Here is a 6,971-nt window from a genome sequence, read left to right on the forward strand (position 1 = left end):
TCTCTTTGGATGACTAAATTAGTACACGAATCGCTTTTTTCTTCCAGATAAACTGATAGTACAGCCCCTGCATGATGCAAAGACTGACAAAAGCCAAAGCATAGGCATACCAAATACCTTTTAAGCCCCACCATTCACTGAATAGGTAGGCACACGGCACTTCAATGCAAATAATGGCCATAATATTAATAATCATCGGCACGGTCACCGTTCCGCTAGCCCGCATAATGGAAGCAAAAATAGCACTGGCACCAAAAAATAAAATCGACCAAAGCACAATGAACAGCAATTCTTGACCGAGAATCACAACTTCAGGATCTGTAATAAACAGCGCCATTAAATGTTTAGAGAATAAATAGCCCAATGCCACCAAGATACCAGTAATTATGAAATTCATCCCGATGGCCGTACGTTTCACGCGATTAATTAATTCAAATTGACCCGAACCGATGGCTTGCGCGGCAAAAATAGAAGCCGCAATCGCGATGGACAAGGCGGGGAATTGGATATAGTTCAAAACCTGATTGACCGCGCCATATGCAGCAGTGGCATCAGCCCCATGGCGGTTCACTAAACCGACAATCACGAGACCGGCCACAGAGGTCGTGACCATCTGAATACCCGTAGGAATGCCTAGTTTTAAGATAATTTTGCTGAGGTCATGTTGATGGCGAATATGACGAATCAACTCGAAGTCGAGTTTGAGCGGGTGATCTTTCTTTTTTAAATAGAAATATAAAAATACCAAAGCAATTAAAAAGCCGATATGACTGGCAATGGCAGGGGCAATAATACCTAAACTTGGAAATCCAAATTTTCCTGCAATCAGTATTGGTGTAATGATCAGCCCTGAACCAATGGTCATACCCGATGCAATCAGCGGTGTTGTACTGTCACCGACCCCACGCAAAATCGAGGTATAAATAATATAAATAAAGAGCAGTGGGCTACCGGCAAGCATCCATTGCACATAAGGCAAAGATAAATGCATCACGTCTGGGGCTGTGCCTAAGGCCAATAAAATGGGCTTGGCAAATATAACCCCTAAAAAGGCAATAATGCTGCCACCAATCAAGGTCATAAACAGGGTGGAACCCACCACAGTACGAACTTTTTCAAGGTTTTGTGTGCCCCAAGCTTGACCTACCAACACGGTTGCGCCTGCCGAGAGTCCAATCACAAAAGCCATTAAACAGAACAAGATCGGGAAAAATACCGCAACCGCTGCAATGGCATGCACCCCAAGCATCTGACCGACAAAAACGGTGTTAATGGTCCCAGATAAATTCTGCAAAATATTGGTGGCGATCAAAGGCACCAGAAAAACTAAAAACGTTTTCCATAAATTTTGCTGAGTAACGAGGGACTGTTGTTTTGACATGCTCAGGTCCTAGACGCGGCTTTTTTATGATTTTAAGTTACTGATAACACTATCATGTTTGCATTCAAAAAAGCCTTAGTTTTTGAGTAACCAAGGCTTCATTATTTCTACATGTCTCTTTTAAAAAACGTTTGGGCAGATACTGCTTTAAATTGCGGAGAGAATCTCTGCAGCTCGATCTAAGGTGGCATCTTGTTTGGCAAAACAGAAACGTAATAAGCGTAAATTTTCCGGCGGTTTTTGATAGAACACTGAGACAGGAATCGCCACGATTTTATGTTGTTCTGCCAACAACTGACACATTTCCACATCGCTTAAATCTGGGCGTATGGCACTGTAATCAAGGTTTTGGAAATAGGTACCTGCCGATGGAATCAACTCAAATCTAGAGTGGCTTAAGCCCGCATTGAAACGGTCACGTTTAGCTTGGTAAAAATGTGCCAATTCAGCAATGTGCTCAGGATGTTCTGCCATAAAGTTAGCCAATGCCATTTGTATGGGCGTAACACCGCAGAAATTTGCAAATTGATAGATTTGGCGAAACACTTGCATCAAGGCTGGCGCTGCAATGCAATAACCAGTTTTCCACCCTGTGACATGAAAAGTTTTACCAAATGAACCCACGACAAAACTACGTTCACGCAGCTCAGGAAATGACAAAGCAGATAGATGCTGACGACCATCAAAAATTAAATGCTCATAGACCTCATCCGACAGCACAATAATATTTTTATCTCGAATCAGTTCGATCAAGTTGAGCCAGTCCTCACGATCCCAAATAGCACCTGTTGGATTATGCGGTGTATTGACAATAATCATCCGGGTTTTATGGTTAATTGCAGCGGCAACACGATTCCAATCCACAGTAAAATGGGGCGTCTCTAAGGCAATGTGAATGGGATGAGCCCCAACCAATTTTACACTGGGCGCATAACTGTCATAGCTCGGATCAAAAATAATCACTTCGTCACCCGCATGAACCACGGCTTGAATGGCACTAAAAATACCAATGGTTGCACCCGGGGTAATGGTCACTTCGGTGTGAGGGTCAATATTTAATTGGTCTCGATGGGCAAACAGTTGGACCAATTGTTCACGCAAATGTATCAGTCCATCGCCGGGTGCATATTGGTTAAAACCTTGTTGCGTCGCATCACTTAGCGCATTTAACAGCGCTGGAGGTGCAGGAAAATCAGGAAAACCTTGAGATAAATTCAGTGCATTTAGACGCTGCGCCATTGCGCTCATGACGCTAAAAATAGTCACACCTTGTGCAGGCAGTTTGGATTCAATTGTGATCATGGAGCTTAAAATTTTTAATAGGTTGCATTTTGAGTGTAGCAGCATCTCAGCGGCTGCGAAAAATTAGATCGGTAAAAATGATCCACTATTGACATTCCTATTCACTTGAATCCTAAAGTGATGTAAAAGCCAAAAAGAAGAATTCAACAAATTATTTGCAAAATAGGGTAGACGAAAAAATAAACATTTCCTAAAATGCCGTCATTAAAAAAAATTAAATACATAATAACAATGCTTAAAAATATTCACGCCATGGTGGAAAACTTTGGCTTTAGCGTACAGAAACGTGCGCTACACATTCATTTCTCAAATGAACATCTAAATTCTGAAGTTTTTATTCAACGGATTGAAGGTCAACACCGTATTAATCAAGGCTTTCGTGCAGAGATTATTTGTCTCTCGACCAATGTTCATCTGGCTTTAAAGCAGTTTATCGGTGGCCGAGTGGCTGTCGATCAAGTGACAGATTTGGGACAACTCAGTCGCCTGACTGGTGTGATTACTGGGGCTAGCCAAGGTCAAAGTGATGGTGCACTGACCGTTTATAAACTGGTGATTGAGGATGCGACAGCACTCTGGCATAAGCGTCGTAATAGCCGTGTCTTTATGAACAAATCGGTACGGGAGATGACCGAGATTATTTTTAGTGAATGGCAGAAAAAAAGTGCGCTATTTGCTGCCAGTTTAAGTCTGAACTTAGAGGGGCTGGCACGTACTTATGATGTACGTCCATTCACCATGCAGGCGAATGAAAGTGATTATGCATTTTTAACTCGCCTTTGGCGCAGTGAAGGGATCAATTGGTTAATTGATGAAGCGGAGTTATTTGTCGCATTTTCGGCTGCACCGATGCAAGCACAGCAGCTGCGTTTAATTGATACGAATCAGTCTTATAGTGCTTTAGAGCGGAAAAAAATTCGCTTTCATCGGAGTCATGCCACGGAACGTTTGGACACGATTACCAGTTTTGTGGCAGAACGATTTTTACAATCGACTATGATTCAGACGCAGCGTTGGCAAGCTCAACAATTGGCACAAGACCAAAGTAATCCGCTCTTAAGTGCCCATGCACAGAGTGAGCAACAGCACAATGAAACCTTAAGTTTAGAGCAGGCTTGGACCGTAAGTTCGGCTTGGACAACTGACCTTAAAGGTGCAGATCAGGCGACCACTTCAAATACACAGCAATTGGATCAGTTGAATCGGCAACTCAATCAATATCAGGAATTACAAGCCAAATATTTTACCGCCAGCAGTAGCGTAAGGGATGCACAAGTTGGGTATTGGTTTGAATTAGAAAATCATCCTGAAATCGATCAACATCAAACGACAGATCGTGAATTTCTCATATTGGGCAAAGCATTTTATAACCAGAATAATTTACCCAAAGATATTTTGGTTCAATTAGAGAAGTTACTTGCCGCGAGCCGTTGGCTATCTTTAGGGGATGAACGGCAGGCCAATGACCTATATGTGGTCCGTCGGCAAATTTCCGTGGTGCCTGAATATGATCCTTTATTACACCGGCCACCTGCGTTTCCACAGCGGGCTAAAGTGGTCGGTCCAGAAGGTGAAAGTATTTATGTCGATGCTTGGGGGCGTATCAAAGTTCGGTTTACGTTCACCCGCAGTGACGACCACAGTCATGATGGTGGAGCAGGGAGTAATGATAATGACAGTGACTCGGCTTGGGTCGATGTACTGACTCCATGGGCGGGTGAAGGTTATGGGGCACGTTTCCATCCTCGTATTGGTGAGATCGTGGTCATCGACTTTTTTGAGGGTGATGTGGATCGTCCCTTTGTAGTAGGACGAATACATGAAGCTGAACGATCTCAGACCATGTTTGACCTCAAAGGTCAGCTTCCTGAAACCAAAAAACTCAGTGGTATTCGCTCGCAAGAAGTTGCGGGAGCAGGCTTTAACCAACTGCGCTTTGATGACACGACGGGGCAGATCAGTACCCAATTACAGAGTAGTCATGCAGCGACACAGCTGAATTTAGGTAATCTCAGCCATCCTAAAGAGCAAGACAGTAGCCATGGCCGTGGTGAGGGGTTTGAGCTGCGAACGGATGCGTGGGGGCAATGCGTGCAGGTAAAGGTTTACTTATTAGTACCTATGCGCAGGATAAAGCAGTTGCCGATCATCTTGCTGCTGCTGAAGCTCAGTCTCTTTTAAATCAAGGGCATCAGAGCATGAATATGCTGAGCGGCGTAGCCGTAAAGCAGCAGACCGATGCATTAAATGTGATTAATCGTTTGCCGAAGTTAATAAACTCTTTAGAAATCAAAAGTACTGCCGAAGGTGTCAAAGCGACTTTAAATTTGTTCAAAGAGGATTTAAGTCGAGACCCATTGGCAGCGTTAAAAAACTGCAAAAGTTTTGTCAAAGAAATGGGCTCAATCGCACATGATGTCAAAAGTACAGTAAAAGAATTTAAAGCATTTTTTAATGATGCCGAAGATGCCTTTGATAACTTAAAGTCTGTCATAGATCATATTGAAGAAAATGGTAAGGATGTGATTCAAGGGCGGGTTGCAAGTCTGAAAAGTAACCTAAAAGAAGATCCATTAAAAGTATTAAAAGATGTGGGTAAATTGATCGAAGACATCAAATTTAACCCCGATGATTTGTTGAATAATGGTGGTTTTGGTTTGCCACCAGCGATGACACCCATAAAAGCATTAGAAAAAGTACAAGGCTTTATGGAAGGCTATGCGCAAGGTTTAGAAAAATCCAATACAGCGGCAAAACAAGAACAAGGCAAATTATTCCGCCAAGCGTTGATGTTGCTTGCATCACCCAATGGTATTGCACTCACTACACCGGAAGATATTGTTTTACAAGCATCGCAGGATATTGCAGAAAGTGCGCAAGGTTCGATTAATTTCAGTGCTCAAAAGAATATTGTCGGTCATGCACAAGACAAAATCAGTCTGTTTGCGGCTCAAAAGGGCCTGAGTGCTTATGCCGCAAAAGGGAAAGTTGAATTACAAGCCCAAGATGATGCTATTGAAGCAATTGCACGAAAGGTGATTAAACTCATTTCAACGGAAGATAAAATTGAAATTACCAGTCCTAAAGAAATCGTGCTGACCGCAGGGGGCTCGCAACTGAAAATTAATGGCAGCGGAATATTTACCACGACAGGCGGCAAGTTTGAGAGTAAGGCGGGGCAGCATAGTTTTGTGGGGGGAGCGACTGTAAATGCACAATTGCCTAAGCTGCCTGGTAATGGTGTCTATAGTAATAAATTAGATTTATATAATTTATTTATTGGCGAAAATTTTCAAAAAATTGAATATCAATATTTAGATAGTAAAACAAATACATATGTAACTGGAAATCTTGATGATGATGGTCAAACACAAGATCATTTTTCAGATGAACAAAAAGAATTTGATATTTTAGTTGGTTATGAAACACCTGAATGGCTTAGTGAAGATGATTTAAATTTTGACTATGTAGAAGAAAAAGATATATAAAAAATCAGGAAAGTATTTTTATGAAAGGCAATGTAGAGTTTCAATTTTTAGACTTATTATTCAATCCTATATCTAATTTAGAATATAAGGTTGAAGATTTAAAAAATAAAGTAATTGCTGCTGGAATGAGTGGTAAGGATGGAAAGACAGTCATAATTAGTAGAAACTTAGGTTATATATTAAGAGTTTCTGTAAAAAAGACAAATGGTGAATATAAATATGTTGGCTTATATTGTGTTTATAAAGTTGGTGATTTGAAAATTTTCAGAAGTCCAAAAGTATTAATAAAAAAATTAAAAAAAATTGAAAGTAACAAACAAGAAGGGAAATCACAACCATTTACATATACTGTTAAAGAAAATGATAAATTATTTGATATAGCAAAAAAGTATAATACAACTGTTGCATTATTATGTGGTTTAAATAAAATTAAAGATGCAAATAAAATATATAAAGGTCAAAAAATACAAGTTCATCCAAATTATAAGGCTACTGGTGAGAAAAATGAAAAATCTATCACTAAAAATAATGAAATTTCATTAAATTCATATGTTTATGAAGTTAAAAGAGGGGATACTTTAAGTGGAATAGCTGTTAAAACAGGCCTATCAATAGGTGAATTAAAAAATTTAAATAATATAGCTAATATAAATCAGATATATGTTGGTCAAATTTTAAAGTTGAACCATGATACACCTTCGACACCTTCGACACCTTCGACACCTTCGACACCTTCGACACCTTCGACACCTTCGACACCTTCGACACCTTCGACACCTTCGACACCTTCGACACCTTCG

3 protein-coding genes and 1 pseudogene are annotated in these 6,971 nt (G+C 40.6%); 2 read left to right on the forward strand and 2 right to left on the reverse strand.

Annotated elements, in window-relative coordinates; all coding sequences use genetic code 11:
- Positions 1-13: 13 nt before the first annotated feature.
- Together AC25JC_RS11655 and AC25JC_RS11660 are read right to left on the reverse strand one after the other, a co-directional pair.
- Positions 14-1,381, reverse strand: coding sequence for an MATE family efflux transporter (locus AC25JC_RS11655; protein ID WP_180116343.1), 1,368 nt, complete (start codon positions 1,379-1,381; stop codon positions 14-16).
- A gap of 147 nt (positions 1,382-1,528) precedes the next feature.
- Positions 1,529-2,683, reverse strand: coding sequence for a methionine aminotransferase (locus tag AC25JC_RS11660; protein ID WP_180116344.1), 1,155 nt, complete (start codon positions 2,681-2,683; stop codon positions 1,529-1,531).
- 231 nt (positions 2,684-2,914) lie between these two features.
- On the opposite strand from AC25JC_RS11660, the pseudogene AC25JC_RS11665 reads away from it, so the two are divergent.
- A pseudogene (locus AC25JC_RS11665) lies at positions 2,915-6,171 on the forward strand (type VI secretion system Vgr family protein).
- Between the two features lie 20 nt (positions 6,172-6,191).
- The coding region (locus AC25JC_RS11670; protein WP_486924081.1) for a LysM peptidoglycan-binding domain-containing protein at positions 6,192-6,971 on the forward strand (780 nt) is incomplete at its 3' end.

Source organism: Acinetobacter sp. P37, from assembly GCF_057480965.1.